Annotated in this window: 2 protein-coding genes; both read left to right on the top strand. The window is 40.0% G+C overall.

Translation table 11 applies throughout. The features are described from left to right. Positions 1-11: 11 nt before the first annotated feature. Positions 12-533 (top strand): hypothetical protein, encoded by a 522-nt coding sequence (locus ADIWIN_RS20960; RefSeq protein WP_020898112.1) that lies wholly within the window; start codon positions 12-14, stop codon positions 531-533. After that, positions 502-795: a hypothetical protein gene (locus tag ADIWIN_RS20955; protein ID WP_200859829.1), complete on the top strand. Its 294-nt coding sequence runs from the start codon at positions 502-504 to the stop codon at positions 793-795. Before ADIWIN_RS20960 ends, ADIWIN_RS20955 begins: the two co-directional genes overlap by 32 nt. Positions 796-923: the final 128 nt, after the last annotated feature.

Below are 923 nucleotides of genomic sequence, written 5' to 3'. Positions count from 1 at the left end.
GAGTTGAAATTTTGTTAACCGGTTCCCCAGTACGCACCAAAGATTTTAATTGGGATGTTTCATTCAACATTGCCAGAAACAGAAACAAAGTTTTATCCTTAATTGAAGGAACAGACGTATTAAACGTAGAGGAACCCAGAACAGGGACGGTATTTGTACAACACAGGACAGGGCAGCCTTTTGGGGTGCTGGCAGGCTGGGTACAAAAACTTTCACCTGATGGGCAGCCTGTTTTTGAAGAGAATGGAGCGCCTGTTCAATCTGATCAAATGGAAGTAATCGGTAACGGTATCCCTGATTTTACCGGAGGATTTAACAATAGCATTACGTATAAAGGGTTTAACCTTTCTGCACTGATTGATTTCAGAGTAGGAGGAGAGATCTATTCAGGTACCAATGTGAGATTAACTCAATGGGGATTGCACAAGCAAACCATACAAGGTAGAGAAGGGGAAGAGCCTCTTTCAGTATCTGGAGTGATTCAATCCGGTACTGAAACAGATGGTACACCGATTTACGAAGCGTTTTTCTAAAACACTTTCTCCGGGTGAAGCAAATAACTATTGGAACCAAATGGGTAACAGGGTGCAGGATCATTTTATCTATGATGGCTCTTTTGCCAAGCTAAGACAAATTACCTTCGGTTATAATTTCCCTAGATCGTTAATGGAGAAAACACCTTTTACCAATGTGAGTTTGTCTTTTGTAGGTAGAAACCTATCCATACTTTGGAAAAAATGTAGAGAATATAGATCCGGAGTCTGGTTATTCATCAGGAAATGGGCAAGGCCTTGATTTCTTTGGCATGCCCCAATCCAGATCGTACGGATTCAACTTAAGGGCTTCGTTTTAATCGTTAAAAGAAAGAACTATGAAAATTATAAATAAATTTCTTTTGTTTGGTTTGGCGGTTAGTATATGCT

This window comes from Winogradskyella psychrotolerans RS-3 (assembly GCF_000427335.1).
GTDB lineage: Bacteria > Bacteroidota > Bacteroidia > Flavobacteriales > Flavobacteriaceae > Winogradskyella > Winogradskyella psychrotolerans.
The sequence above is the reverse complement of the archived record's forward strand: the minus strand, read 5'-3'. Positions and strand labels throughout refer to the sequence as shown.

Bases quoted from the DNA above. Each gene is read 5' to 3' on its own strand.
- ADIWIN_RS20955 (WP_200859829.1), top strand. From the start codon at position 502: ATGGTACACCGATTTACGAAGCGTTTTTCTAAAACACTTTCTCCGGGT.